Annotated in this window: 24 protein-coding genes and 1 pseudogene; 5 read left to right on the top strand and 20 right to left on the bottom strand. The window is 52.1% G+C overall.

Going from position 1 to position 25,401, the window contains the following annotated elements; translation table 11 throughout:
• Genes psmB through MVK60_RS06440 form a run of 3 tightly spaced genes read right to left on the bottom strand, consistent with a single transcriptional unit; the run spans position 1 to position 2,369 of the window.
• On the bottom strand, positions 1 to 603 hold the full coding sequence (gene psmB, locus MVK60_RS06450; protein WP_297437614.1) for an archaeal proteasome endopeptidase complex subunit beta: 603 nt from the start codon (positions 601 to 603) through the stop codon (positions 1 to 3).
• Positions 604 to 648: 45 nt separating this feature from the next.
• Positions 649 to 1,368, bottom strand: coding sequence for an ABC transporter ATP-binding protein (locus MVK60_RS06445; protein WP_297437612.1), 720 nt, complete (start codon positions 1,366 to 1,368; stop codon positions 649 to 651).
• A complete protein-coding gene (locus tag MVK60_RS06440) occupies positions 1,365 to 2,369 on the bottom strand; it encodes an iron ABC transporter permease (RefSeq protein WP_297437610.1) in 1,005 nt (334 codons plus the stop codon). Before MVK60_RS06440 ends, MVK60_RS06445 begins: the two co-directional genes overlap by 4 nt.
• A 103-nt stretch (positions 2,370 to 2,472) precedes the next feature.
• Here MVK60_RS06440 and MVK60_RS06435 point away from each other — a divergent pair, with 103 nt between their 5' ends.
• Entirely contained in the window at positions 2,473 to 4,401 is a 1,929-nt protein-coding gene (locus MVK60_RS06435; protein WP_297437608.1) for a hypothetical protein, read from the top strand.
• A gap of 23 nt (positions 4,402 to 4,424) precedes the next feature.
• On the opposite strand, the gene nurA is transcribed toward MVK60_RS06435, so the two are convergent.
• Genes nurA through herA form a run of 4 tightly spaced genes read right to left on the bottom strand, consistent with a single transcriptional unit; the run spans position 4,425 to position 11,559 of the window.
• Positions 4,425 to 5,765, bottom strand: a complete 1,341-nt coding sequence (nurA, locus tag MVK60_RS06430) for a DNA double-strand break repair nuclease NurA (RefSeq protein ID WP_297437606.1) — start codon at positions 5,763 to 5,765, stop codon at positions 4,425 to 4,427.
• A gap of 2 nt (positions 5,766 to 5,767) precedes the next feature.
• Positions 5,768 to 8,437: a DNA double-strand break repair ATPase Rad50 gene (gene rad50, locus MVK60_RS06425; RefSeq protein ID WP_297437604.1), complete on the bottom strand. Its 2,670-nt coding sequence runs from the start codon at positions 8,435 to 8,437 to the stop codon at positions 5,768 to 5,770.
• Positions 8,434 to 9,771 (bottom strand): DNA double-strand break repair protein Mre11, encoded by a 1,338-nt coding sequence (gene mre11 / locus MVK60_RS06420; RefSeq protein WP_297437679.1) that lies wholly within the window; start codon positions 9,769 to 9,771, stop codon positions 8,434 to 8,436. Before mre11 ends, rad50 begins: the two co-directional genes overlap by 4 nt.
• A gap of 12 nt (positions 9,772 to 9,783) precedes the next feature.
• The gene (gene herA, locus MVK60_RS06415) at positions 9,784 to 11,559 is read right to left on the bottom strand and encodes a DNA double-strand break repair helicase HerA (RefSeq protein ID WP_297437602.1); all 1,776 of its coding nucleotides are present in this window, start codon (positions 11,557 to 11,559) and stop codon (positions 9,784 to 9,786) included.
• Positions 11,560 to 11,717: 158 nt separating this feature from the next.
• Here herA and rimI point away from each other — a divergent pair, with 158 nt between their 5' ends.
• On the top strand, positions 11,718 to 12,221 hold the full coding sequence (gene rimI / locus MVK60_RS06410; protein WP_297437600.1) for a ribosomal protein S18-alanine N-acetyltransferase: 504 nt from the start codon (positions 11,718 to 11,720) through the stop codon (positions 12,219 to 12,221).
• Positions 12,218 to 12,733, top strand: a complete 516-nt coding sequence (endA, locus tag MVK60_RS06405) for a tRNA-intron lyase (RefSeq protein ID WP_297437598.1) — start codon at positions 12,218 to 12,220, stop codon at positions 12,731 to 12,733. Before rimI ends, endA begins: the two co-directional genes overlap by 4 nt.
• 7 nt (positions 12,734 to 12,740) lie before the next feature.
• On the opposite strand, the gene MVK60_RS06400 is transcribed toward endA, so the two are convergent.
• The 5 genes from MVK60_RS06400 to MVK60_RS06380 all read right to left on the bottom strand — a co-directional run bounded on the left by MVK60_RS06400 (position 12,741) and on the right by MVK60_RS06380 (position 16,246).
• Positions 12,741 to 13,166: a hypothetical protein gene (locus MVK60_RS06400; protein ID WP_297437596.1), complete on the bottom strand. Its 426-nt coding sequence runs from the start codon at positions 13,164 to 13,166 to the stop codon at positions 12,741 to 12,743.
• A gap of 150 nt (positions 13,167 to 13,316) precedes the next feature.
• Positions 13,317 to 13,850, bottom strand: coding sequence for a hypothetical protein (locus tag MVK60_RS06395; protein WP_297437594.1), 534 nt, complete (start codon positions 13,848 to 13,850; stop codon positions 13,317 to 13,319).
• Positions 13,828 to 14,175 (bottom strand): hypothetical protein, encoded by a 348-nt coding sequence (locus MVK60_RS06390; protein ID WP_297437592.1) that lies wholly within the window; start codon positions 14,173 to 14,175, stop codon positions 13,828 to 13,830. Before MVK60_RS06390 ends, MVK60_RS06395 begins: the two co-directional genes overlap by 23 nt.
• 337 nt (positions 14,176 to 14,512) lie before the next feature.
• Complete coding sequence (locus tag MVK60_RS06385; RefSeq protein WP_297437590.1) at positions 14,513 to 14,800, bottom strand: hypothetical protein; 288 nt, start codon at positions 14,798 to 14,800, stop codon at positions 14,513 to 14,515.
• 258 nt (positions 14,801 to 15,058) lie between these two features.
• A complete protein-coding gene (locus tag MVK60_RS06380) occupies positions 15,059 to 16,246 on the bottom strand; it encodes a glycine C-acetyltransferase (protein WP_297437677.1) in 1,188 nt (395 codons plus the stop codon).
• A gap of 130 nt (positions 16,247 to 16,376) precedes the next feature.
• On the opposite strand from MVK60_RS06380, the pseudogene MVK60_RS06375 reads away from it, so the two are divergent.
• Positions 16,377 to 17,351: pseudogene (locus tag MVK60_RS06375) on the top strand (replication factor C small subunit); the annotation flags it as partial.
• 6 nt (positions 17,352 to 17,357) lie between these two features.
• On the top strand, positions 17,358 to 18,800 hold the full coding sequence (locus MVK60_RS06370; protein WP_297437587.1) for a replication factor C large subunit: 1,443 nt from the start codon (positions 17,358 to 17,360) through the stop codon (positions 18,798 to 18,800).
• A gap of 109 nt (positions 18,801 to 18,909) precedes the next feature.
• Here MVK60_RS06370 and MVK60_RS06365 read toward each other — a convergent pair whose 3' ends face one another.
• From MVK60_RS06365 to moaA, 8 genes are all read right to left on the bottom strand, one after another.
• A complete protein-coding gene (locus MVK60_RS06365; RefSeq protein ID WP_297437585.1) occupies positions 18,910 to 19,704 on the bottom strand; it encodes an ABC transporter ATP-binding protein in 795 nt (264 codons plus the stop codon).
• A complete protein-coding gene (locus MVK60_RS06360) occupies positions 19,676 to 20,098 on the bottom strand; it encodes a hypothetical protein (protein WP_297437584.1) in 423 nt (140 codons plus the stop codon). Before MVK60_RS06360 ends, MVK60_RS06365 begins: the two co-directional genes overlap by 29 nt.
• A gap of 10 nt (positions 20,099 to 20,108) precedes the next feature.
• Positions 20,109 to 20,906, bottom strand: a complete 798-nt coding sequence (locus tag MVK60_RS06355; RefSeq protein ID WP_297437582.1) for a hypothetical protein — start codon at positions 20,904 to 20,906, stop codon at positions 20,109 to 20,111.
• On the bottom strand, positions 20,903 to 21,694 hold the full coding sequence (locus MVK60_RS06350; RefSeq protein WP_297437580.1) for a hypothetical protein: 792 nt from the start codon (positions 21,692 to 21,694) through the stop codon (positions 20,903 to 20,905). The genes MVK60_RS06355 and MVK60_RS06350 overlap by 4 nt, the downstream gene beginning before the upstream one ends.
• 60 nt (positions 21,695 to 21,754) lie before the next feature.
• Positions 21,755 to 22,312, bottom strand: a complete 558-nt coding sequence (locus MVK60_RS06345; RefSeq protein WP_297437578.1) for a hypothetical protein — start codon at positions 22,310 to 22,312, stop codon at positions 21,755 to 21,757.
• Between the two features lie 193 nt (positions 22,313 to 22,505).
• The gene (locus MVK60_RS06340; RefSeq protein WP_297437576.1) at positions 22,506 to 23,528 is read right to left on the bottom strand and encodes a class I SAM-dependent methyltransferase family protein; all 1,023 of its coding nucleotides are present in this window, start codon (positions 23,526 to 23,528) and stop codon (positions 22,506 to 22,508) included.
• Positions 23,494 to 24,417 (bottom strand): DUF835 domain-containing protein, encoded by a 924-nt coding sequence (locus MVK60_RS06335; protein WP_297437574.1) that lies wholly within the window; start codon positions 24,415 to 24,417, stop codon positions 23,494 to 23,496. The genes MVK60_RS06340 and MVK60_RS06335 overlap by 35 nt, the downstream gene beginning before the upstream one ends.
• Before the next feature lie 37 nt (positions 24,418 to 24,454).
• Positions 24,455 to 25,378 carry a GTP 3',8-cyclase MoaA gene (gene moaA, locus MVK60_RS06330; RefSeq protein ID WP_297437674.1) on the bottom strand — a complete coding sequence of 308 codons (924 nt, stop codon included), beginning with the start codon at positions 25,376 to 25,378 and terminating at the stop codon, positions 24,455 to 24,457.
• Between the last annotated feature and the right edge of the window lie 23 nt (positions 25,379 to 25,401).

Genomic DNA, 25,401 nt, shown 5'->3' with positions numbered 1-25,401 from the left:
TCAGTCCTTGAACTCCACAAACTCCTCTTTCATACCCGCGTTTGTTATGACAACGACCTGTACCTTCCTGCTTCCGGTGTAAACGTCCCTCTTTCCAGCGGTCTTTACGGCCCTTATCGCCAGGTCCCTCGCGTCCTTAACACCCATCTCCTTGCTGTAGCCGTCCTCAAGAACGGCTATTGCAAAGGGACTACCGGAGCCGGTTGCCGTGTACTCGTCGAACACTAGGCCACCGAGGGGATCAAGGCTCGCCAGCGTTGGTTCATCGACGTAGCCGCCGATTATTATCTGCACCATGTACGGAAACCACTTGTTCTCTTGGAGGACGTTGCTGAGCAGGTTGGCCATGGCCCGCGTCGTCATGGGCTTGCCCCACGTGAACTGGTAGTACCTTGCCTCGGCCTCCAGCATCCTGGCCAGTGCCTGCACGTCCCCAACGCTTCCGGCTGTTGTGATGGCTATCCTGTCGGTTATCGGGACTATCTTCTTGATGTTAAGGGTTTCGACCATGTGGTCGAGTGAAGCCTGGGTGTCGGCGGCAAGCACAATCCCCTCTTTAACCTTTATTCCCACGGTGGTGGTTCCGGTCTTCTTGGTCTCCATTCTCTCACCCCTGAGCTTATTTCCCCCTCATGTTTTAAACCTTTGCTAGGGTGCTGCTAGGAGCAGCCTCTCGCCCTCGATCTCCAGGATTTTGACCTTAACCCCATACGCCTCCTCCAGAACTGATGGTTCGAGCTCCTCTGGTTTTCCCTCCCACTTTTTCCTACCTCCTTGGAGCAGTATCAGCCTGTCCGCGTAGGTCAGTGCGAGGTTTAGGTCGTGGAGGACGGGGATGGTCACGTGGTCCTCCTTCATCCTTTTGAGCAGCTCCATCACTTGGAGGGTGTGGTTTATGTCCAAGTGGGAGGTGGGTTCATCCAGTAGTACCACCCTGCTGTCCTGTGCCAGTGCCCTCGCTATCAGGGTCAGCTGGTACTCCCCACCGCTGAGGTTCGTCACGGGTTCGTCCCTCCGCTCCCAGAGCCCTACCGTCTCCAGGGCCCTTCTCACGTCCCCTCTTGTTGCGTAGGTCCCCATCTCAACGAACTCCTCTATCGTGAATGCGAACTCTGGGAGGGAGCTCTGGGGGACGTAGGTTATCATCTTTGCCCTCTCCCGGGGTTTCAGTGAGAGCACGTCCGCCCCGTCCACCGTTACGTGCCCCCGGGGTTTCAGCATGCCGACCATGCACTTTAGGAGGGTTGATTTCCCCGCCCCATTTGGCCCGATTATGGCAAGTAACTCCCCCTTTCGGGCCGAGAATTCAACGTCCCTTAGAACCTCGACCTCGCCATACGAAAAGGAGATGTTCACCTCGACCCTCATGCGGTGAACACCCCCTTTCTGTGGTTCCGCAGGAGGTAAAGGAAGAAGGGTGCGCCCATGAGTGCCGTCACTATCCCGACGGGGATCTCGGTCGGTCTTGATAGCACCCTGGCTATGAGGTCCGCCGTAACTAGTATTACTCCTCCAAGAAGCGCGGCGGCGGGCGTCAGCCGTCGGTGGTTGGGTCCGAGGAGGATACGCATGATGTGTGGCGCCACAAGCCCCACGAACCCTATTATGCCTGCCGTTGAGACGGCAAACGCCGTTAACAGTGCAATCGCGCCAACCGTGAGCTTTCTGTAGAGGGAGACATCGAGACCGAGGGCCACGCTTTCCTCTCCGAGAAGCAGAAGATTGAGCTCGCGCCATTTCCATATTAAGAAACCGGTGCCCAGAAGGGTCACCACGGCCATCTGCCCCACGTCGACCCAGGATGCACCGTTGAAACTTCCCATCATCCACATCCACGTAACACGGGCCCTCTCGCCCTCTTTGAGTATTATGTACCAAGTTACCGCGCTGGCCATGAACCCGTACGCGACCCCCGCCAGGAGCAATGTATCCACGGGAACGTTCCCATCGACCTTTGCAGCGCTGTAAACAACGAGAACCGAGAACACCGCGAAGACTAGGGCAAAGGGGCCCATCTGTGAAGGGGCATAGACTGAGGCTATCGCCGCTCCGATGCTGGCGCCCGCGCTCACGCCTATGATGTACGGGTCCGCCAGGGGGTTTCTAAACAGTGCCTGAGCCGCAACACCTGCGGACGCGAGTGCCAGGCCGACGAGGTACGCGAGCAGAACCCTGGGGAACCGGATCTCCCATATTATGACGAAGGACTCTGGGGGTCTCGATGGCCCGGTTAGGTGAAGGGCCCTCGCCACGCCGTAGGCTATCCCGGTGCTCACCTGCGACGCGGGGACTCTCACCGAACCAACGTAAACACCCAGGAAAAGGGATACCAGTGAAAGGAATACCAGCGCAGGGAGCCATTTTCTCATGTGCCTGGATTTTTTGTCCATTCGTTTAAATCTTTCGGAACACCTTCCGGGGATTGAGGAACCTATAAATACTTCGGTGACCTACTCTGGATGGTGATACATGATGAGAAGGAGGGTCCCCGCACTGTTCTTTGTTCTCATTCTCTTCTGCTCTGTGATGGCAGTCGCTTCGGCCACCGTTATCGTGAGCAGGATTTACCCGCCGCTGATAATCGTTGGAAATGTCCCAAGTGGCCACTCAATAGGACCCGGTGCCGAGGAGGTCGTGTACTTCTACGTTGCTGACATGTTTCCGCCGAAGAACGTCACCGCTTACTACCGGGTGAACGACGGTGAATGGAAGACCGCTTTCGTTAAGGATGCCGCCGCCGGCGAGAGCTGGAACGTGTACCAGTCCATAATAAACCGTTACTACGGCAATAACCCCGACAAGTTTTACGTGTACTACAAGAAGCTCACCATACCGGCCCAGCAGCCCGGTGTTAAGGTGGACTTTAAAGTCGTGGTCACGGGACCGACGGGAAAGGTTTCCGTGAGTCCGGTTTATACGTTCTACGTTGTCAACCCCTCCGGGGAGCGGGTACTCATCGTTGACCCGTCTGTGGACGCCAGATCCTACCTTGATTCCCTGAACTCGGTTGTGGACATGATAAACGCCTCCCTGGAGTTCTACAACTACAACCTCTCCGACTACGAAGCCGCGGTGGCACCGCTGAAACTTGTTCCCCACTGGATGATACGGGAACATCACTGGGAGCGGCTCGCGGCAAAGTACGATATAACGGTAATCTCCCCCTCGGAGCTACCGCAGGCCATATCAAAAATCGGACCGAAGGCGATAATACTCGCCGACCTCTGGCTCCCGAACTGGGGTCTCAACTCCGATGAGATGCGTGCCCTGGAGAGCTACCTGAAGGCGAGTCACGCCGGTTTGATAGTGACAGGGGGGACGCTGTTTGACGGGGCCAATCCCCTTCACATCGGCAACGCAACGAACGAGCCGAGCATCGCGGGGATGCTGGGGATGGGGTTGCTTCAGCTTGAAGAAGTCGTCCGTTCATCCTGCGGTTTTGAGAACGTTTCTGTAATGCTCCCCTACGTGAACACTGGCTCTACTTTAATGATTGGGTATTCTGGGATCTCCCCCTCCTCCTACGACACCGTCGGGTGGCAGGTGATACTGTCCGATGGTCAGCGCGCGATGGCTAGGAGGGCGCTTAACAGGTTCGTGGAAGACAACGACACCTTGTTGCGGGGGCTCGCCTCGGTGATGACCGGCATGAGCGGCAGGTCTTTTAACTTCAGCATGACCGCCGAGCTTCCCCTCGCCGATGCGGTTTCCAACGCGGTTTTTATGGACGATCACGTCTCGGTCTCCGTGAACGGCCGGGTTGTTAACGTTCTGCCTTCCCCCTCCGACCTGGAGATGTGGAGGTTCCTGTGGGCCGCAAGAAGGCATTTTCCGGAAGTCTTTGCGCACACCGTGGACTACACGGGGGGAATCCTCCGTATGGACGGCCCCTACCGTGCGGTCTATACCTCCTTTGACCTTGAGGAAGGGAACGGGGTGGAGCTTAACATCCTTGGTGACCTAGTTAGCTGGGTTATAGGGGGTTCAGAGAAGACCCCCAACGTTGTGATACTGGCGAATAACGTAGACTGGGACATTAAGGGCGATCTCCTGGGCGCGCAGCTTGAGAACCTGGGTTTCTCGGTCAAAAGGGTGACCGCGACCCAGTTTGATGCCTACAAGCAGAGCCCCTTCGTGATAATCCTCGGTGGCCCTGACGCGTACGACGGCGTTGGGGCCTACGTCAGGGAGGCCCTCACCGTGGACGAGCAGAACTCCATTCGGACCGGTACGAGGGGGATAATCATCAAAAGCGATGTGTGGGCCGATGGACAGGTGGTCCTTGTCCTCGCAGGCCCTGATCGCTGGGGCACGGCCGGAAAAGTGAAAGGGTATCTCAGGGGAGTTGATCCTGGCTACGCGGACATGGTGGCCTCTTTTGAGGCGACCGTGGAGGGCTGATCGTCTCTTTGTCCTCAGTCCCTTCATTCCAGGGGTGAGCGTCCGTACTTCAGAAAGACCCTGAGCTCCGGACTCTCCTTTTTCATTATGTTCAGCAGTGCAGCCAGCTCGGCTTCAAACGCCTTTTTCTCTATCTTAACACCCTCATGGGCCCTCTGCAGCGGTCTGAAGTACCCATTACTCTCGTGCCATAGTACCCTGCTCAGGAGCTCTTCGTCTATCGTTCTGTTGCTCTGGAGGAGGTATATCACCCCTCCCTTCATTGTCCTTACGTAGGCCATGGCAACTCCCCTTTTGATGTACTGTTCGACCGTGGAAAAGTGCCTTCTCAAGACTTTGGGCAAACGGTGGCTTATTGGCCCGCCCCCTTGGGTTATGATGTAGTAACCGGGTATCTCCTCCCCGAATTTCCTCCGCAGGTATGCGTCCAGGTACGGGACATCAACCACGTTTATGCCCAGCTTCTGGGTGAGCTTCCTGTTGTAGAAGCTCTTGGCGACGTATACGAGATCGAACCGACCGCTTTCTAATAGCTTCTCCAGCGAGTACAGATACTCTAGGTATCCGAGAACGACGTGAACGGAGTTACGGGCGTCCTCAAGACTTAAGATTCTGTCTTCTCCATACTCCTCCAGGATCTCCGTATAGAGTTCTTCCACCGTTTTACCTTCCTCAATGGCCCGTTCAATTTTCTTCTGCGATACCCTGAGCTGTTTTGGAAGAGTACCGTCGAAGTTCTTTTCCCTGTGTCCTACCATGGCTCTGTAGTAGCTGGAGTACTCGTCGAGGACTTCATCGGCCAGTATGACCCAGGTGGAGACTTTACCTGTGCTCTTTAATTCCTCCTCAAGTTCCACGTAGTGTTGTTTCAGCCTTTCAACGAAGTCGTCAACCAGTCTCCCAAGTTCGTCGTCTCCCAGTGCGTTCTTTATGGTCGTTATCCCCCTCACGCTCTCCGGATAAACGGGCGGCCTTGTGAGCGAGCCGGTCAGCGTTCCGTCCATCATGACGTACTCAACTTCCCCGAGTTCCGCGGCTAGGAATCCCAGTTTGTTCTCGAGGGTTTCCATCTGGAGGCGGATTATCTGGTCGGATATCCCCTGGTTATAGAGCATGGCGTTCGTGTACACCAGACGGTAGCTCGGTCCGTTTCCAAAGGCGTAGGAGGAGACGGTGTAAAATATTGTCCCGCTGAGTCGTTGCTTTCCCTGGCTTCCATCAACGGCGTATACCGTGCAGCTCTCCCTCTCCTTCGGGAGGGGCCGCCACTCCACCTCAGCCATCCTCTCCCTCGCCTCTTCATAGCCCCTCTGCAGCATTTCCTTGATCCTGTTAACGCTCCTTCTGTCTATCAGACGGTACATGCTCACACCCCCAGTTCTACCTCCCTCACCACGGAGACTCCGTTTTCCAAGCTTACCTTTATCACACGGTCCGCCGCGTCCTTGAGCTCTTCGTCGTGGGAGACGACTATGACCTGCGGTATCTTCCTCAGGTATCGGCTCATTATGTCCACGAGCCTCCTCCGTCTCTCCTCGTCGAGGTAAGGTGTTGGCTCGTCCAGGATGAGCAGGCTCATCTCTCCCGCCAGATACAGAGACAGAGCAAGGCGGAACGCCAGCCCCAGGGCTATCCTCTCGCCGCCGCTCAGGAAACCCAGTCCGTGCTCCCTCCCGTTGTAAACAACGCCGAGCTTCACCTTGTTCTCCTCCGCCTTGACCGTTATCCCAGAGTACTTCTCCTCCGTCAGCTCCTCGAATATCTTGCTGGCCACGTCACCGACCTTTGCCAGGGCGTCCTCTCTCAGCATTGCTTTGTATCGTCTTACATTTTCTCTCAGCTCCTGTACTCTTTCGCGGGCTTTTTTCAGCTTCTGTAGGTCCAGAAGCTTCCGTTCACGTTCTTCCCTTTCCTCCTTGAACTCTTTCAGTCTCCCCATTATCTCGTCGTGTTTCTTTTTTGCCCCTTCAAGTTCAGCGTTCTTCGTGGCGAGCTCCTCCTTTAGCCTGATGAAGTGCTTTCTGGCCTCGGTATGTTTTTCCGGGTTATAGGCACTTTTCTTCTCCTTCAGCTCCTTCTTCAATGACTCGAGCTCTCTGCTCCCTTCATTGAGCCTCCTCACCAGGCTCTCCATATCCCTCCCGAATCTCTCCAGTGCTTTTCTCTCTTTTCCAAGCTCTGCGGGTGCGGACTTGAGCTCCAGGTATCTCTGATACGCCGGTTCCAGCTCCTTTATCCGAGAGTCCAGACCCTCGATGTTTGAGAACCCGAGGGATTCTAGTTCCTTGTCCAGCCTTAGAAGTTCTTCTTCAGCTTTCTTCAACTTCCTGTTGAGTGCATCTTTCTTTCTCATTAGGGTGCTCTCGCGCTCCAGCTCCCGTTGAATGCCCTCCATCTCGCCTTTGATCTTTTCCAGCTCTCCCTTCAGAGCATCATATTCCCTCGCCCTTTTCTTAAGTGACCCCAGATTGTACCCGCTCAGCTTGCCTTCCACCTCTTCAATCTGCTTCAGGATCTCCCTTGCGGCTATCAGCTCTTTCTCTCTTTTAAGGACTTCCTCCACCTGTACAAGCTCCTTTCTCAGTGCCCTCTCACGTTCGTCCAGCTCCTTTACCTTGGCAGCGACTTCTTTCAGCTCCTCATGGTATCTCTTGATGATGTCCTCCTTGTGCTTCTCGGTGAGTTCCCTGCCGCAGACCGGGCATTTCCCCCGGGCCTTCCGGAGCTCCAGTATCGCCCCGTTCCTCTCCTTTGCCAGGTTCTTCAGCTCACCACGTTTCTCGTTTATGGTTTCGAACTCTCTCTGTATCTCCTCTTTCCTATCCCGGGCCCCATCAATGCTCCTCGCAAGCTCCTCCACTTCCTCGGGCTTCAACCTCAACCGTTTCCGGAGTCTTTCAAGACTGGAGGTCAGCGATCTGGCCTCTTCATAGGCTTTAACGTCTTCCTCAAGTTCCTTCTCTTTTTTCTCCAGCTCTTCTTTCCTGTCGATTAGTTTCTCAAGGCGCTTTTTGAGGCCTCCCAGTTCATTGAGTCTCTCATCTATCACCGAGATTTGGACCCGATATTCCGCCATGAGCTTCTCATTCCTGGCCTTCCCGTCCAAGTAATCTTTCCTGAACTCCGAGATCCGTGTGTACTCTTCTGCTCTGTCCTTAAGTCCCTTCAGTTCCTTAACCTTTTCCTCCAGGACCCTGATACGCTCCCGTGCTTCTGTTATCCTTTTCTCCAGCTCCAGACGTCTTGCTTCCAGAGCATTGAGGTTGCCCTCTTTCTTCTTTATGGCGAGCATCAGGGAGTTTATTTCTTTTTCAAGGGAGTCCAGCCGTTTCAATTCTTCCTCAGCCTTCTGGAGTTTTTTCGTGAGCTTTGGGATCTCCGAGGAGAGTCCCCTTACCTCCTTTAGGGTTTCTGAGAGTTCTTTTTCCATGGAGGATATGAGGTCATCTAGGTTCTCCGTGCTCTTCAGGTAATCCTCTATGGATCTTATTCTCCCCTCGATCTCCTTTCGGACGTCCAGCAGATTCCGGTAGGCGTTCTCATACTTGTCCAGACCCAGAACCTGCCTTACGACCTTGTCCCTGCTCTCGTCGCTCTCCAGGATGGCGTCTATCTCCCCCTGCCTTATATATATCGCATTTAGAAAAACGTCGTAAGGGATTGTTTTCTCTATCCAGTCCCGTACTCCCTTTTGACCGCTCTCCAGACTCCTCCATGTGTTGCCATCCAGGTATTTGATGTACGCTATCCCCCTGGTTATCTTTCGGTGTACCTGGTACTTGACCCCTCCCTTCTCGAAGAAGACCGTTATCTCCATGGAGGTTTTATCGGCGTCGCTTTCTCTTATTCTCAGGATGTCCTCCTTCCTCAGGTCCTTTGGTTTCGTGGGCCAGTAGAGACCAACAAGAAGCGCGTCTAGAAGTGAGCTCTTCCCGCTCCCGTTCTGCCCAACTATCAGGTTTATGCCCCCAGTGAAGGTTACCTTTGTAAACTTGTGGGACCGAAAATCTTTGACCAAGAGCTTTTCTATCCTCATCTCTCACCACCAAGCCATGTGAGCAGGTCCTTCCCTTTTTTCTGGGGCGTTTTTTTCTTTCCGTAACTCTCCCCCAGCGATTTTTTGGCTTCTTTTTCGGATTTTTTTCCTGTTTCTTTGGGCTTCTCTGCTTTCTCATCAGTGCTATTTTCCTTCGGCTCCCACTCACCTTCGAGGAAGAGTTCGATCACTTCCTCTACGTTCCTCAGCTTCTTTACCCCCGCCAGCTCTATGGCCTTCAGTTCTATGGGGAGGAAGTAGTCCTCGACTTTCGGGACTTCTCTGGATTTCTCCCCTTTCCCCGACTTTCTCTCAAAGCGCGTTCTAACGTACAGGTAGCGAACTGGAAGGAGGCTATAGAACGCGGACACGTCGAAGGGCCGCTCCCATTTGAGGTCGAGGCGTACGAAGGCTTCCGTTGGTATCTCCTTTCCAAGGCGCTCCAGCTCACGCTTGGCGGTCTCCTCGTCGGCCTCGATCCGGATGTCAACAAAGGGCCTGACATTAAGCTCAACGAACCTTGGGTTCCAGTCCTCCACAATGTAAAAGCCTTTTCTAGTGCCGTCTCTGGCCTTAAACGCCCTGCCGTCCCAGCGATACCTTATCTCGTAATCCCCGAAGTCCCAGCGCTGGAGTGATCCAGGATAGACCAGTTTTCCGATGTCGTAGGTTGTCTCGAAGTTCTTATGTATGTGGCCGAGTGCGTAGTAGAGGTAGCCCTTGGGGAGGTCTCCCAGCCTTAACTCGAAGTAGTCCCTCTGGCTCTCGGGCAGAATCCCCATCATATCCTCGACCAGTTCCTTTATCCCCTGGTGCAGCATGAGGATGGCGTCCCCTTTAGGTTTGAATATCTTGTCAAGTGGATTCTTCTCGAGCCATGCGGCGCTCATGTATCGCATTCCATGGATCTCGATGCTCCCCCCATCTTTTTCGAATATCCCTCTGACAAGGAATTTGTTTCCGAGGCGACGGCTTCTCAGGTGCTCGTTCTCGACCTCCTCATCGCGCAGGCCCACCAGGTTCAAGAGGCCCAGCCCCTCAAGTAGGTGGTAGGCGGAGATCCGCCTCTGGGTTCTGTCGTGGTTCCCCTCTATCGCGAAGACTGGTATGCCCCTGTCCCGTGGGATCGAGAGTATCTCTATGGCTTCTTTCAGGGTTTCGGGGCTTGGCCGACTCTGATGGAAGAGGTCGCCGGATATTAGGATGAAATCGACATCCTCACGTACGGATATCTCGACTGCCCTTCTGAACGCCTCAGCGAATTCGGCGGCCCTGTAGGGCAGACGGTACTGCTCGTATCCCAGGTGAGCGTCTGCGATGTGGGCGAACTTCACCATGCGAACACCTCAGAAATCGATGTCAACGCCTTCCTCCTCGTAGATCTCCTCAAGCCTCTTCTCCTCCTCTTCCCGTTTTACCCTCTCCAGCCAGCGGTTCACGATGCCGATGTCCTCCCCACCATAGTCTCCGCATATCCCTTTTTCGCAGAGGGACTTGAAGTGGTGTATCTTCACAAGGGCCGGCAGGCTTATTGCCTGGCCAACTATGACGGCCTCCCCCTTCCCGAGGGAGGCGATATCGCCCAGAAGGTCAGAGCTCAGCTGTTCACTGGCCTTGAGCACGTAGTCCTGATCCTTGGGGTTGACTATACGGAGGATTATTTTGGTGTTTGTCTGGCTTAGGACGTCTTCGTTGAGCTTGTTAGGTCTCTGGGAGACAATGCCCAGCCCCACACCGAACTTACGTCCTTCACGGGCTATCCTGCTAAGTGTACGGACAGCATCGTTGTGTTCTCCCTGCGGTGCGAAGATGTGTGCTTCTTCTACTATTATGAGTATAGGTTCCGCGAGGGCAGGGCTCCTCCTTTCGATGGCCCTCATAAACGACTCCAGCTCCATTATCCTATCCGCTGTTGCCGAGTTGTGGTTCTCTGCTAGGTCGTCCTTCAGCCTGGAGATGGTTTTTCTGGCCTTTTCGTAGTCTAGGCGGGTTTCAAACACCTTCCCGAGGAGCTTGCCGACGACGACCTTCATCTGTCCCTCGTCCAAGGGGCCCAGGTCGATAACGTTGGCCTTTCCGCTCTCTATTTGGGACACCAGGTCCTCACTCGTCAGAAGGGAACCATAGTTCCGTAAAAATCGCCTTATTCTATAGACAACCCCACGCAGTGTCTCTATACGTTCGCCCTTCAGATCCTCCGTGATGTAGCCTCCCTTCCCCTCGTCCCAGAAATACGTGGCCCTGTTTCTTATCCACTCGTTTATCGTTTCCATCAGGCGCTCTATGAGCTCGCGTCCCCCCACGCCTTGGTTTTCATGTCTAACGGTTTCCCAGGCCTTTGCTAGGAACTCTCTCTGTATCGTTGCGTTTCTGGCGACCTCTATAAGGTCCGCCAGCTCTTCGCTGTCCATCTCCTCCGGGGTGATCTTGGCCTCGATGAGCTTCACGTACTCCCTACCTGTTCCGGGCAGCCTGAGTTTCGTGTAGTCACCGTGTGGGTCGAGGACAACCACTGTCCCCCTGAGCTTGTTAACTGTCTCACCTATGAGCACGGAAACGGCGTTGGACTTACCCGCTCCTGTGACTGCTAGGACGGCGAAGTGCCTTGATACAAGTTCGTTTGCGTCGAGGTATATCGGTACGTCCTCCCTCAGGAGGAGATTCCCTAACTCTATGGACGCTTTTCCCCCGTAGTAAATGGCCTTAAGAAGCTCCGAACTGGCCCTGTAAACCCTGTTCCCGTTCGGGATGGGCACGCGGTTGGGGACCACCTCCGCCCGCTCGCCGTCTACCTTGACCCTTCCGAGGACCCGGACGCTCACGATCATGGCCTCGTTTTCTCCTATGCTCTCACCGTACTCCCTTATGTCTAGTTCAAGGGAGTGGTAGGTGCTCTTCCCCTCACTGAGGAGCCAGTTTATGTTCTTTAGTCCACGAACTGTTCCTATAACCCACTCAGTATCGTCGCTCCATCTGCACTCTCTCTCGCGGGACTCCTTACACAGCTTCGCAACCACGAAATCCCCGAACTTTAAGTCAACGTCCGGCTGGGCGTAGAACTGGAAAGAATTAACGCTCGCTTCACCAGTCACTATTCCAACCTCTTCCTCCCTAATCCTCATGTCACCACCGCCGTTAGTTTCCCGTCGATGGCTATAAGGTTTACTTTTTCCTCTTGAAAAGCGCCTTCGGTGTTGAGGGCTGGTTGAATAATCCGATACCCCCTCTGCGTTTTGGGTAACCCCGACAGGATTAAAAAGCTTCCCGAGTACTTTAGAACATGAGCACCTCCAGCCGAGAATTCGGGGGTCGACTGCCCCTATCGATGGTGGTAGTGAGACCCGCGAAGCTCTTCGACATGCCGGAGATCGTTAGGATAGAGAGGGCCTCGTTCAGGGAGCAGTATCCACGTGGCGTTTTTCTCGTCTTCCTTGAGAACAACCCGGATACGTTCCTCGTGGCCGAGTACAACGGCAGGATCATCGGCTACGTCATGGCATATCTGCGGCCGGATCTCGAGGGGCACATCATGAGCATAGCAGTCGACTCGGCGTACCGGGGCAACGGCATAGGTTCTGCCCTCCTTACCGAGGTCATAGAGAGGCTGGCGGCGAGGGGTGCAAAATGGATCGGACTCGAGGTGAGGGTGAGCAACCAAAACGCTATAAAACTCTACGAACGCTTCGGCTTCAGGAGGATTAAGAGGGTTATGGGCTATTACTCCGACGGCGAGGATGCCTACTACATGCTCCTTCCCGTCGAGGAGTGGGGTGGGAGGAATTGAAGGAGCCGATAGTCTTTCAGCTCAGTGGGGACAGAGTCTTCAGCGAACGTGAAAAAGCTATAAACCAGTTTTACAACAAGCGCTACTTCGGAGAGGTCGTGAACGGGAAGCTCTTCCTTTCACTGATAGAAGCTGCCTATCTGGTGGAAAAGGGGAAGATAATGGTTTTCGACGGTGAAGAAGAGCTTTCCTTCCAGGAGCTGGTCGAACTCGGCAGGAAAAAGGACGACCAGTTCGACATAAAGCTCCTGGTTTACACCGACCTGCGCGACAGGGGGTACACGGTGAAGTCTGCCCTGAAGTTCGGCTCGCACTTCCGCGTTTACAGGAGGGGGATGGACGAGCATTCCCAGTGGCTCATCTGGGTGGTTCCGGAGAACCTCCGCTTTAGCCCCAATGATATAACGGCGCGCGTGAGGGTTGCCCACGGCGTCAGGAAGAACATGGTGATGGCCGTCGTTGACGAGGACAACGACGTTGTGTACTACAAGGTGGAGTGGGTGAAGTTTTGAAACACTTTTATTTTCCGCCCAGAACTTTCACGGCCCCTTGAACCCATTTTGGGAGTTCGTCGAAGGGAACTTCTTTTAGAGTGACGTTTCCCGAGCTTAAATCAACCGTGACTATTCCAGCAACGTATGAGCGCGCCATATCCAATGCTCTGCCGGTGTAGACGAGGTAGTCGCTGTACGAAATCTCCCGGATTTTCAGCACTTTGCTGTTCTCTGCCCTGACGACGAGGTAATAACGCTCTTTCCCGCTGGCGTTTACCTGGTAGTACTCGTAGTATGTAGAATTCCCCGTGAAAATCCCGCCGAGGAAGTGTGGGTATTGGCCGATGAGGGAGTTGAATTGGGAGTTTTGATTCGTCCAGTGAAGGTAAGTACCTGTGCAGAGGATGGAAATGAGAAAAAAGGAGAAAATTAAGGTATTAGCCCTCCCCATTCTTATCACCCGATGAGACGTATGCTTCTTCAATGTGGACTGAGTTGCTGAGGATATAAAGAGGTTTCCCCTTCTGATAATTGGATGAGTTACCGTCGAATCAATGTCCTCTGGCGATTACTTCCTGTGAGAAGTCAAAGGCGAACGCCATCAGGAGGAAGTAATGGATGGAAAATATTTTCCCAGCGCTTCATGATCTAACCTCAAAGTGGGATTGGTATAAGTATCCAAAATGCCGCTATTGCCAAGATTGGTGTGGTAATGTGTGCAATTAATTTTCTTTTCTTTAAATTCTTTAGAATAGTACCTGATTAGTCCAATGACTAGAAGGATAAACCCTACAAGCAATAGGAGTTGCTCTAAAAGAGTTCTAAGCCCTATCTCTGAGGGAAGGCTTAATCGGAGCACTGCACTGCTGAGTCCTGCAATTGCCAGGGGAGTTGAATAAAGCGCGTAAAGCTTGAGAGAGGGCACTTTCTTCAAGACCAGATTTAAAACTCCAAGTAAAATTAGTGATTGGAGGGTAAATCTGAGGCCGTTAATCAGTAGGGGTAACCACAAACGGGACAGAGGAGCGTTAAAAACCCTCAGCAGGTAATAAAAGCCCACGAGCTGGTATGAGTATACCCCTTCACCTAATGCCCAAAGGGCCAACATCCATTTAACCTCTCTTCTCATCTTCATCTTTGGGCCCCCTGAGGATTTCCCGGAGTGCAAGTCCAATCATGACAGCAGGAATCCATAATTTGACTCCGATTAGAGACGATAGGATACCTTTCGAATAGGGATTCCACCATTGGAAATAACTCCCTCTGAACCCAACTAAGCCGCAAAGGAAACCACTTAATGTCCCAATAAGAAAGGCAATGCTTGTTTCTTCTTTTGAGTAGTATCTGTTCTCCCTCCTGGTCAGACTTGCCATTGCGCCCGCTATAATGGCGAGCCAGGGGTTGGAGGTAACAAAAAATCCCTCAATGAAAGATATTGCCTTTTCTGGTTTATTCTTCATTTTCGCTACCTCCTTGTTAGACTTACTATTAATCCGATCAGCGACCCTATGAGCCATAGGCTTGGTATCCACCACAGGGAGTGCCATTGATGGACGTATTGATCCTTACCATAAATCAGCACTCCAGTCCCCGCCCCAACTAATAACCCGATAATAGAGGCTACTTCTGTATACAAATTAGGTGCTTTCTTCTTCATTATCCGATACACTATGAATGCAGTAATACCACCAATTACAGCAGTTGCCGGCGTAAACGAAATCATTATCGACACAAGAAAAATGGGAAATAGCATTTTAATTCACCTCATAAAGCCGATTGGATGGACATCAACGCCTCTCACGTGCCGCCTCCTGTATGCAGTAATACTCTGTTTGCCACACTACCCATCCAGATGCCAATGAGGATAAAAGTTACCGCCAACACGAGCGTTCCATACAGCTGGAGTCTTGAACTGTTTCCGGACTTGTATGATTCATATGCCCTTAAGCACCCGAGCACTCCAAGCACCGCAAAAGAGACGGGTATTAGATGATGCCTTATAAAGTATTCTCGCGAACAAAGGAACAAAATGAGAAAAAAGCCCGTGGTCCCGGCTATAAGCCCGTTCCAAACCTTAGACTTCATGGTATCCCCCTCTCATGGTTTGTACCCTGTAATGTCTGCTATTAAACTCTGCTTTATAACTTTTTCTTTTTATCATTAGTAAGATTTATTTCTTTTTTCTTTCAAGTGTGAATTTATTCTAACTTGATATTTCCTCTTAGAATGAGTCAAAATAAGCCAGAGTAAGGGAGCTGCATGGTGATACAACCGGTGATCCTTAGGCCACAACTGCCTGTGTGTAGACTAAAATGAGAGGGTAAAAAGAAGAACGACAAAACCTCACTTCAGAAAGCCCGTCTTCTTTCCGAGGTCCTCGAAGGCATCCAGAACGTACTGCAAATCCTCCTTGGAGTGTGCGGCGGAAGGTTCGAGCCTTATTCTCGCGGTTCCGAGCGGGACGGTCGGGTAGACTATCGCCTGTGCGAAGATGTTGTACTCCGCGTACAGCCGTCTGCTGAACTCCTGGGCGGTCTTCTCGTCGTAGAGCATGACCGGTGTAATCGGGTGCTTGGTCCCGCCTATGTCATAGCCGAGCTCTTTAAGTCCGTTCTGGAGGAAGTGGGTGTTGTCCCAGAGCTTCTTGACGAGCTCGTCGCTGTGCTGGAGTATCTCAACGGCTGCAATGGCCGCGGCGACGTCGGGCGGGTTCGGTGCGCTTGAGAAGAGGAACGGCCTTCCCCTCTGTCTGAGGTACTCTACGGCCTCCTCCGGTCCGGCGACGTAGCCGCCTATGACACCGAAGGCCTTGCTCAGTGTACCCATCTCGAAATCAACCTTTTCATGGAGCTTGAAGTGGTCAACTATACCCCTTCCGCTGTCTCCGAGGACACCCTCACCGTGGGCGTCGTCTATGTAGAGCATCGCATCGTACTGCTCTGCCAGCTCCGCCATCTCTGGAACCGGCGCTAGGTCACCATCCATCGAGAAGACACCGTCGCTGACTATGATTTTCTTCTTCTTGTCCCTGTTTTCCTTGAGCCTTCTCTCAAGGTCTTCTGTGTCGAGGTGCTTGTATATGACCTTTGGGGCGCCGCTGAGGCGCATTCCGTCTATGATGCTTGCATGGTTGAGTTCCTCGCTGATGAAGACACCATCATCCTTCTTGGTTAGAAGGGCGCTAAGAGCTCCAAGGTTGGCGTTGTAACCGCTCTGGAAGAGTATTGCTGCCTCCCTCTTCTTGAACTTGGCGAGCTTCTCCTCAAGCTCCACGTGAAGCTCCATCGTTCCGGCTATGGTCCTAACCGCTCCCGCACCGACGCCGTAGTCGAGGATGGCCCTTATGGCGGCCTCCTTTATTTTGGGGTGTGCGGCTAGGCCGAGGTAGTTGTTCGAACACATGTTCAGAACGCGCTTTCCGTCGACAACGATCCATGGGCCCTGGGAGCTCTCAAGCTTCCTTATAGTCACGTAGAGGCCCTTCTCCTTAAGCTCCTTCAGTTCCTCAGTAATCCAGTCAAGCTTGGCCATGAAAACCACCGATGACTTTTGGTCATTGAGGTATAAAAGTTTTGCACCCGAACCGATGTGTCCATCAGGACAGCAAAAGGCTTAATACCACCAAGTACCATAGGGCTTAGACAGGGTGATGAATATGCCGGAAGAGGTTAATGAGGTTAAAATCCTCGAAAAACCGTGGGTTGAAAAGTACCGGCCCGAAAGGCTGGACGATATAGTGGGTCAGGCTCACATCGTCAAAAGGCTCAAGCACTACGCTAAAACCGGTTCCATGCCCCATCTGCTTTTCGCAGGTCCCCCTGGAGTCGGAAAGACGACGGCGGCTCTGGCATTATCACGGGAGCTCTTTGGTGAGCACTGGAGGCCGAACTTCCTTGAGCTTAACGCGAGCGACGAGCGCGGTATAAACGTCATCCGCGAGAAGGTGAAGGAGTTCGCCAGAACCAAGCCGATAGGTGGAGCGAGCTTTAAGATAATCTTCTTGGACGAGGCCGACGCTCTAACCCAAGACGCCCAGCAGGCCCTGAGAAGGACTATGGAGATGTTCTCGAACAACGTCCGCTTTATACTCAGTTGCAACTACTCCTCAAAGATAATCGAGCCCATCCAGAGCAGGTGCGCCATCTTCCGCTTCAGACCCCTCAACGACGAGGACGTGGCGGAGCGCATTGAGTACATAGCCGGGAGCGAGGGGCTTACCCTAACCGAAGATGGCCTCCAGGCCCTCCTGTACGTTGCCGAAGGGGATATGAGAAGGGCAATAAACGTCCTGCAGGCCGCTGCTGCGCTGGACACGACGATAACCGACGAAAACGTCTTCCTCGTTGCCAGTAGGGCGAGACCCGAGGACGTGCGTGATATGATGAAGCTTGCCCTCGAAGGCGACTTCCTGAAGGCCAGGGAGAAGCTCAGGGAGATACTGCTCAAACAGGGTCTAAGCGGTGAGGACGTCCTCATCCAGATGCACAAGGAGGTGTTCAACCTCCCGATACCCGAGGACAAAAAAGTGGCATTGGCGGATAAGATAGGGGAGTACAACTTCAGACTCGTTGAGGGCGCCAACGAGATGATACAGCTTGAGGCCCTACTGGCTCAGTTCACCATAATGGGCAAGTGATAGGCCATGACCGAGGTTCCGTGGGTGGAGAAGTACCGGCCAAGGAAGCTGGCGGACGTTATCAACCAGGAGAAAGCTAAGGACGCCATCAGGGCGTGGATTGAAGAGTGGCTTAAGGGAGGGATCCCCAAAAAACGGGCGCTTTTGATAGCGGGCCCTCCCGGGACCGGAAAGACCAGCACGGTATACGCACTTGCCCGCGAGCACCGCTTTGAGGTTATAGAACTGAACGCCAGTGATGAGAGAACGTACGAGAAGATAGAGCGCTACGTTCAGGCCGCTTACACCATGGACATCCTGGGACGGCACAGAAAACTCATCTTTCTCGACGAGGCCGACAATATCGAGCCGGGAGGTGCGCGGGAGATAGGCAAGCTCATAGACCGTGCGAGGAACCCCATAATTCTGGCCGCCAACCGCTACTGGGAGGTTCCCCGTGAGATACGGGCAAAGGTTCAGATGGTGAACTACAAACGTTTGACCCAGAGGGACGTGATAAAAGCCCTTGTCCGGATACTCCACGCGGAAAAAAAGACCGTTCCCAAGGAGCTCCTCTACGAGATAGCCAAGAGGGCCAGCGGTGACCTGAGGGCCGCGGTCAACGACCTTCAAACCGTCGTCACGGGTGGGACGGAAGATGCTATGGAGGTCCTTGCCTACAGGGATGTTGAGAAGAGCGTCTTTCAGGCCTTGGCCCAGCTCTTCGCAACCGACAACGCTAAGAAGGCCAAGCTGGTTGTTCTCGGCGTTGACATGTTCCCCCACGAGCTCCTCCAGTGGATAGACGAAAACCTCCCCTACGTCTACTACAGACCAGAGGACATAGCGAGGGCCTATGAGGCACTCAGCAGGGCCGACATACACCTCGGCAGGGCGCAGAGAACTGGGAACTACAGCCTCTGGAAATACGCAACAGACATGATGACGGCAGGGGTTGCCGTTGCAGGGGTAAAGAAGAAGGGCTTCGTCAGAATCTACCCACCCAAGACGATTAAGCTCCTCACCGAGAGCAAGGGAGAGCGTACGCTCAGGGACTCTATAGTAAAGAAGGTCATGGCCGAGATGCACATGGCCAAGCTTGAGGCCCTCGAAACCATCAACTATCTGAGGTCCATCTTCGAGCACGACCCTGAGATGGCCGCCCACTTCGTCGTCTACCTCGACCTGACGGAGAAAGAGGTGGAGTTCCTAGCTGGGAAGGGAGAGCTGGCCCGGAGGATATGGGGGAAGACCCTCAACATTCAAAAGAAGCTCAAGGGGGAGAGAAACCAACTTGAGGAGCACGTTGCTGCCGCAGGGGCAACTGGAAAGGGAGAGGAAGTCACCGAAGAAGAACTGAAAAAGGCTGAGGAAGAGATTGAGGCCGTTGAGGAAGTTGGGAAAGGTAAAGAAGAGTCCTCAAAAAAGAAGGGCAAGCAAGCGACGCTTTTTGACTTCCTGAAGAAATGAGATGTTGTATCTCCCCATTGTCAATTTTTCTGTTTTATATTTGGCGACACGCCTCAAAGGGATTTTCCGGGGATTTCCATTTTCTTAGGAGATCTATTTATTGCTCTGACTATCCCTTGTCCTCCGTTTGGGTTAACTTCCCATACATTATATCCTCTGGGGTTACCGGCTCGATACGTGTTGGTTCTTTTCCCATCCTGATTAGGTTCACAAGTTCGTTAACGTTGTTTTCTACAACGGTTCCATCGCTGAATAGTGCCCTGAATCCACCTATTGTGCCGGCGTCACCCCCTATTTTGTTCAGGATAACCCTGCCGTTGTGTAAAAGGACTATAGAATCAAGCTTCCTTAACCCTGAGATTATGTGGGACACTATAACGATGCTGACCTTCCGTTTTATCTCTTGGAACGTCTTGCTAAGCTCAACCTTTGAAACTATGTCTAAGTTGCTAAACGGTTCGTCCAGGAAGACAACGTCGGGATCTCCGGCAAATGCCGTGGCAACCAGGAACCTCCGCTTGTACCCCTGGGAGAGCTCTTTGAACATGGCTCCTTGGTACCCCTCAAGTCCAAACATCTCGATGATTTCATCAACGTTATCCTTACCACGGTAATCGGCAATGGCTTCGAGATACTCCCTGATCCTAACCCTTGGGGACATTAGTGTTTTCTCGAATGAAAATCCAACTCTGTATGTTGGATATCTCTTGTAGTCTACGCCTTTAATGAGAATTTCTCCACGGTCAGGTTCGACCACCCCCGATAATATCTTTAAGAACGTTGTCTTCCCACTGCCGTTGGGGCCAAGGATGAGCGAAAGGCCTTCGGCAAGGGAAAATGAAGTGCCATCCAGTGCTTTAACGTCACCATAGGATTTACTCAAATTTGAACACTCTAAAAGCAAGGCCCATCACCCCGCCGGCTATTAAAAGGAAGAGGGGCAGTTTGTAATCTGGTATCCCTCTGTGTTTGAGCTCGACGTAAACGTCCGAGCTCTGGTTGAGGAGTATAACTCTAATTATTCTGACCTTGTCAATGGTGATCTTTTCAGGATTTCTATAGAGTTTTGAGTCAGTTTGGATGTATAGCTCAGCTTTGCCCCTCATCTTAACGGAGTATTCCCCCGTTATGGGAAGTACAATTTCCTTACTACTAACTTGGACCTCGTTGATCTGTTTTCCGCCGATAGTGGGAATCTGAAACAGAGCCCTAGTCTGAACCGGTGAAGATGTTGACTGAATATACAGCACGCCAATGACCCCGATTGAGAGCATGGCGGCCATTATAAACAGCACCATAAAATACCCCCTAATAAAAATCACCCCCTTCAAAGGCTTTAATCGCGAGCAAGGTGAGAAAACCGTACAACACAAAACCCGCGTACATGTAGTTGTCGGGATGACCAAACTGGGCGGGATTCCATAATGCAAACGTGAAGTCCTTGAACGGAAGTAGTAGGTGGTTGGTGTTCGTACTGACAAGGGACACGATGAGCACGGCAAAAATTCCGGTAACTGGAACCACTAGCTCCCTTGAGACTGTTGTCAGTAACAGGACAATTATAGCGGCCGAGAGCATAGCCAAGAGAGATGTTCCAAATACAGCAAGGAAGAACCTGGAGTCCGGCGATATACCAAACAGCGGTGGGAGATAGTATAAGAAAACTGCCGAGAAACTCGCAAACAGTAGGGCACAGAGAGTTAGGAAGAGGGTTCTTGTGGTAAGAGTTCTTCTCTTGCTTCCCAGCGTTGCTATGTCATGTATTATAGTCCCCCTGACTATTGGTATCCCAAGGATGAAGGCCCCAAGCAGGCCGCCTACAATAAAATCAAAGAGTATAACCGTTGAGATCGCATTGTAAAATGCCTTCCACTGGGCAAAACCAAAATTCATGAAAATGTCCGTTCTCTTGGTGATGTTGAGGAGTACCTCAGATTGAACGTTGGAGGTTATTGGAACCGGAAAAACAGAGGAGCTTACACTTATGGTTACGCTGGCGAGCTTGTCCCACACAAGATACCCCATGATGGCTGGGACTGATAATAGGAGAACAATAAGTTGGGGTATTGACCTGAGCTCGACTCCAACGAATTTGAGAGGTTTCATCTTTTCAACCTCCATATTATCAGTCCAGCAAGGACTACTGCACCTGCGATTGCCAGGTACACTTTAACGGGGCTATTCTCTGAAACGTCTGGGACGGACCTCAAAAACTCCTTTGTTTGGGGAGAGTTTATGACGTTCTCTACCAGGGTCACAGAACGATTCTTTATTACTCCAAATGGATCGGAGTTGTAGTAAATTTGGACGAAAATTGGATACGGCCCCTTGAAAATTAGGTCGGGAGTGAAGTTTTGAGTTTCTGTTTCAAGACACGTAAGGTTTGGAGGAGGGGAAACCCCTGTGCACGTTTCAATCCTTCTTGGGTGGCCGATGAGATCTATTCCCTTTCCTACGTAGTTTTTCTTGCTCTCGTTATTCAAGTACACCTCCGTTATTGAAGGTTTCAACTCGTTACCCAGATTATAAAAGCTCCTGGATAGGGTGTAATTGGGCCAGTAGAATGCAAAAAAGGCGGGTTTTCCCCCGAGAATGAATGTATTAGTGCTCTTCTTGACCATGAATGTAACTCTTTTTGTCATCGGACATGAGATATTTAAGTTTGTGCATCTTGAAACGCTCAGCCACAGAACTGCGGTGTAGATCGAGCCGTTGTCTGCGATTGTCATGTTGGTGATCTTATAGGAATATCCCTCGTTTATATTCCCTGTTGCCATCACCCACCCGTTCCAGCTTATGTTTGCACTCGTAGCTCCAACATATGGGGCATATGAAAGGTATCCCAGCACTATCATTGTCATAATGATCATGATCATGCAGTGATTTCGCTTCATCACGTTACCCCCTATTTCTATCTTAATTATTAAAAAATTCAAATTATAAATTTTTTAAAATTATCTTTCATCTGTATTTATCGGATTGATGCTCTGGATCCTGCTGATATCGGGGACATACCCTTGTAGCGATGCGTGTTCATTTACTATCGTTTTGGTGGTGGATCCAGTAAACGGATGAGAAACTGTCTTTGTGACAACTACTGTGTAGGGAGTTATAACATTGTATCCGTAACTTGCCCTAGATGTTGACGTATACCCCATACTAATTAAAATAGAGTATGTTATGTGGGTTATTGGAATTATTGGGGTGCTGTAATCTCTGACAGCATGTCTGTTCCCATGGGTAAAAAGAATGAACTTGTGGATCGTATCATCGTAATTTCCATATTGATACACCCCCCAAGCAGCACCATTGTTGTCGTTCCATGAAACACTGAAGCTTACACTTACACCCCCATAGGAACCTGAAACCTGTATATGGGGGTCTATTCCTGCAGAGGTTGCTCCTGTTTCGTATCCTGCTGACATCCCCCACACTGTAGCACCTGTACCCCCTGCCGTCACTCCAACCACCAGCAGTCCCAGCAGGACTGCAAACCACGACTTCCACTTCATGTGGTTCACCTCCGTGAGGTTGTTCGCAGCCAATATTATGCAACTTCGCCTTATAAACATTTCCTTTTACTTAAAGTATAGATTCTTCCTTTTTTTTTTCAAGTGTAAATTCATTCTAATGGAGGTTTTTTCTCTTAGAACTTTCAAAAAGAAGCCAGAGTAATGGAGTTGCATGACGATGCAACATTGGGTTTTAGTCAGACCTTACACTAATCTCCACATCCGCGCAGACCTTGAAGACGTGGGGCTTGAAGTCGCTCACCTTCTTTATCCTCACCGAGCAGTCCCTTCCGAGCCTTCTGCACTCCCCGATGATTCTCCTTCTGAAAGCGTCAACCCTCTCCTCGTGGACGAAGTCGTAGTAGTGGAGCCACCCATTCGCTTTTTCCAGCGTCAATCTAAGGGCATCGACGCCCCTCGGCGTGGGGCTTATGACGCGGTCATAGGTCGGTAACTCTGGAAGGAGTTTGAACGCGTCGCCGTGGATGAATTCTATCTCACCCTTCAGCTTTTCCCTGTTCAGCTCTATGTTCTCAAGGCCTAGCTTGTAGGCTTCCCTGTTCAACTCAATGGCGGTGATTTTAACCCTCCTGTATCTTGCTATTACTAGGGCATACGGTAGAACGCCGGCGAAGGGAATTAGAATCCTCTCGCCGTCGCGGACGAGCTGAGCCAGACGATAGCGCTCGCCCTTCATTCGGGGATTGAAGAAGGCCTTCGAGAGGTCCACCTTTACCCATACTCCATTCTCTTTGTGGACGGTTTCCAGCCTCTTCTCGCCCCAGACTATCGAGTACTCCCTTATTCTGAAGGCTCCCTTGTGAAAACCCTTCCTGGCGATAACCTTCAGGAACGGGTGAACCTTCCGCAGGCCCCAGATTATATCCTCGGTCCTGTGTTCTATCTCGGACGGTATCTGGATGACCGCTATGTCGCCTATCACATCGTAGCGCCGCAGATACTCCAGCTCTTCTCTGCTCAGTCTCCCGGCGAGGATGCCCTCAAGGTTCTTGTATAGCTGTCTCTCCGGTCTGAGAGAGAGCTCCAACGGGAGAACCTCGTAGTCGAGTTCTTCAATCAGGGGGTCGTTAATAACCGGGAGGAGAACGTATCCGTCTCCCCTCTTCGGCCTCCTTTTACCGTCGTAGAGTCCAAGTCGCTTGAGCTTTCTTTTCACCGTCTCAGCTTCTCTCCTTGGAACTTTCACCGCCGGCATCTTCCTCTCCTTCCGTGTCCTTCGTGTATTTATCCTTTGCTCCTTTTGTGGGGGGCACCGCCCCGAATAGGGTCACCCCTGCGAGCCGCTCAAGGAGTTCTTTGACGTTAGGCTGCTTGAACTCACGGAGCAGCATTGAGTACTGTCTCTCGCTCAGGGTTTCGGGAGAGGCCAGGAGTATAAAATATGCGCTCTCGACCAGCACTCTGTCCTTAACCCCCAGGAGGAATTTTGCAAGCGAGTTGAAGTCGAGGTACAGGAGGACAACCTCTATGCCTTCAAAGTACACGATCCCTCCGGGGTTGTTGCGCAGGAACTTCACTATCTCCCCGTTTACTACGTGCAAGCTGCTGGGGCTTACAGCAACTTCGTGCTCAATTCTTGTGAGCCAGATATATCTGTCAGGTTTTAACCCGTACTTCTCTTCCCACACGTGGGGGTGGTCCCGTCCTATGGCCAGGAGGGCTTTCCCATATTGTCCCTTGAGAGTGCCCAGCAGGTACTTTGCCTCATCAGGGGTGGAAACCATGAATGTTTGGGGGATTGGCAGTTTTTCCTTCGATGCGGCAGGGGCTTTCTTTTTCACGCTTCCAATACCGCTGAGGATGCGGAGGTATCTGAGGGCGGCGAAGGCCATCACAAGGTAACCCAGTGTAACGGAGACTGCTATAAGAACCCACATGTTGGAGTCCCATATCACGGTCAGGATCTCCGAGACGCCCCCGAGTATCCCAAAGAAGAAAAATGATACAATTATCCTCTTGGCCAGTTCCGCGGCTGGCTTTTTTATCCTGAATGAGGCCAGGTAGGAGATGGCTATGCCCGTGATTCCAAGGGCCAGCAGAAAACCGCCCGCCACCAGTTGAACTATCTGAGCGGTGCTCAACATATCCTTTCTTAGAAAAGTCATCAATAAAAGCTTTACCTCAGCGCCAGTACGGTTCCCTCATCAACACTGCTCTCTTCAGTATATCGACGATCTCCGCGTCGCTTGCACCGTTTCTCATCGCGGTCAGGAAGTTTACCGTGTCGTTCCTCCTCAGGAGACAGGTTTTGAAGCTGCCGCTGGAAGTGGCCCTCAATCTGGTGCAGTTGGCGCAGAAAACCGTGTTGTGCATGGAGCGAACAACCTCAACCTCTGCGATGCCGTGGTCGGTGGGGATGAGGTATTTCTTTCTCCTGTGCATCCTTCTCTCGTGAGTCTCTGTGGCTCGTTTCTCAAGCTCTTTCTCGACGGGCTTGAGGGGGTAGAAGTACTTTCTGAAGAAGCCCGTCTCTTCGAGCTCCCTTGGGGTCTCAAGCTCGATGAGCTGGAGTACCGTCCCGGTCTTCGCGGCGAACTCCACCATGTCCCATATCTCGCCCTCGTTGAGTCCCCTCATCACGGTCATGTTCAGCTTAACCGGGCGGAGGTACCTTACCGCTTCCTCCACTCCCTCGAGGACGACGTTCAGCATATCAACGCCTGTTATGCGCCTATAAACGTCCGGTTTAAGACTGTGCAACGATATGTTCACCCGGTCCAGCCCCGCTTTGGCAAGGGGGCGGGAGAGCTCCTTCATCCGGCTCCCGTTAGTTGTCATGGAGAGATCGATAACGTGGGGCTTTATCCTCCTCACGATCTCGACTATGTCATCCCTTACCGTCGGCTCGCCGCCCGTCAGCTTAACCTTCCTTATTCCGAGGTGAGATGCTATCCTGACGAGTCTCTCTATCTCCTCGGGCGTCATCTCCAGGGATGTTCCAGAAGTCTGCCCTTCCCGGTGGCAGAAAAAGCACCGGTAGTTGCAGTCCAGCGTGAGGGAAATCCTGAGGTTTGTAACTGGTCTGCCGAAGCGATCTATAAGCACCATTGAGAGCACCGGAGGTAGTA

Source organism: Thermococcus sp. (genome assembly GCF_026988555.1).
In the GTDB taxonomy this organism is placed as follows: Archaea; Methanobacteriota_B; Thermococci; order Thermococcales; family Thermococcaceae; genus Thermococcus.
The sequence above is the reverse complement of the archived record's forward strand: the minus strand, read 5'-3'. Positions and strand labels throughout refer to the sequence as shown.

Coding starts and splice junctions, on each gene's coding strand:
- psmB (WP_297437614.1), bottom strand. CDS start 603: ATGGAGACCAAGAAGACCGGAACCACCACCGTGGGAATAAAGGTTAAA.
- MVK60_RS06445 (WP_297437612.1), bottom strand. CDS start 1,368: ATGAGGGTCGAGGTGAACATCTCCTTTTCGTATGGCGAGGTCGAGGTT.
- MVK60_RS06440 (WP_297437610.1), bottom strand. CDS start 2,369: ATGAGAAAATGGCTCCCTGCGCTGGTATTCCTTTCACTGGTATCCCTT.
- MVK60_RS06435 (WP_297437608.1), top strand. CDS start 2,473: ATGAGAAGGAGGGTCCCCGCACTGTTCTTTGTTCTCATTCTCTTCTGC.
- nurA (WP_297437606.1), bottom strand. CDS start 5,765: ATGTACCGTCTGATAGACAGAAGGAGCGTTAACAGGATCAAGGAAATG.
- rad50 (WP_297437604.1), bottom strand. CDS start 8,437: ATGAGGATAGAAAAGCTCTTGGTCAAAGATTTTCGGTCCCACAAGTTT.
- herA (WP_297437602.1), bottom strand. CDS start 11,559: ATGAGGATTAGGGAGGAAGAGGTTGGAATAGTGACTGGTGAAGCGAGC.
- rimI (WP_297437600.1), top strand. CDS start 11,718: ATGAGCACCTCCAGCCGAGAATTCGGGGGTCGACTGCCCCTATCGATG.
- MVK60_RS06400 (WP_297437596.1), bottom strand. CDS start 13,166: ATGGGGAGGGCTAATACCTTAATTTTCTCCTTTTTTCTCATTTCCATC.
- MVK60_RS06395 (WP_297437594.1), bottom strand. CDS start 13,850: ATGAAGATGAGAAGAGAGGTTAAATGGATGTTGGCCCTTTGGGCATTA.
- MVK60_RS06390 (WP_297437592.1), bottom strand. CDS start 14,175: ATGAAGAATAAACCAGAAAAGGCAATATCTTTCATTGAGGGATTTTTT.
- MVK60_RS06385 (WP_297437590.1), bottom strand. CDS start 14,800: ATGAAGTCTAAGGTTTGGAACGGGCTTATAGCCGGGACCACGGGCTTT.
- MVK60_RS06380 (WP_297437677.1), bottom strand. CDS start 16,246: ATGGCCAAGCTTGACTGGATTACTGAGGAACTGAAGGAGCTTAAGGAG.
- MVK60_RS06370 (WP_297437587.1), top strand. CDS start 17,358: ATGACCGAGGTTCCGTGGGTGGAGAAGTACCGGCCAAGGAAGCTGGCG.
- MVK60_RS06360 (WP_297437584.1), bottom strand. CDS start 20,098: ATGGTGCTGTTTATAATGGCCGCCATGCTCTCAATCGGGGTCATTGGC.
- MVK60_RS06355 (WP_297437582.1), bottom strand. CDS start 20,906: ATGAAACCTCTCAAATTCGTTGGAGTCGAGCTCAGGTCAATACCCCAA.
- MVK60_RS06350 (WP_297437580.1), bottom strand. CDS start 21,694: ATGAAGCGAAATCACTGCATGATCATGATCATTATGACAATGATAGTG.
- MVK60_RS06345 (WP_297437578.1), bottom strand. CDS start 22,312: ATGAAGTGGAAGTCGTGGTTTGCAGTCCTGCTGGGACTGCTGGTGGTT.
- MVK60_RS06340 (WP_297437576.1), bottom strand. CDS start 23,528: ATGCCGGCGGTGAAAGTTCCAAGGAGAGAAGCTGAGACGGTGAAAAGA.
- MVK60_RS06335 (WP_297437574.1), bottom strand. CDS start 24,417: ATGTTGAGCACCGCTCAGATAGTTCAACTGGTGGCGGGCGGTTTTCTG.